The organism is Alteromonas sp. G4i13, from assembly GCF_054960505.1.
In genome coordinates, this window is the sequence record NZ_JBHNYX010000142.1 from 1 (window position 1) to 269 (window position 269).

Annotated in this window: 1 protein-coding gene; it reads left to right on the forward strand. The window is 49.4% G+C overall.

Annotation, left to right across the window (positions count from 1 at the left end; translation table 11 throughout):
- Positions 1-269 (forward strand): hypothetical protein (locus ACFI6J_RS21670; protein WP_462586418.1); only part of this gene is annotated, 269 nt, incomplete at both ends.

A 269-nucleotide genomic window follows, 5' to 3' on the forward strand; every position in this document is an offset into this window, starting at 1 on the left:
CCTCATCAACACTGGACAGACTAAAACAGCCCGCAGAGTTATTGTTACAGGAGAAACAACACCGGCTGGAAAGTGCACTCAAAGACGTTGCTCTCCATATTGATGAGGGAGACAATCGAAATGTGATCATGAAAAATCGTACCGGTACCCGCTGGCGTCTGCCGACCAAAAGCGCTACATCTCTGGTCAACAATCCCTTTTTTAAGCGAATGCAACCGGTCGGTATCGCGGATGTACTGCGGTATGTAGAGCGCGAAACCGGGTTCATG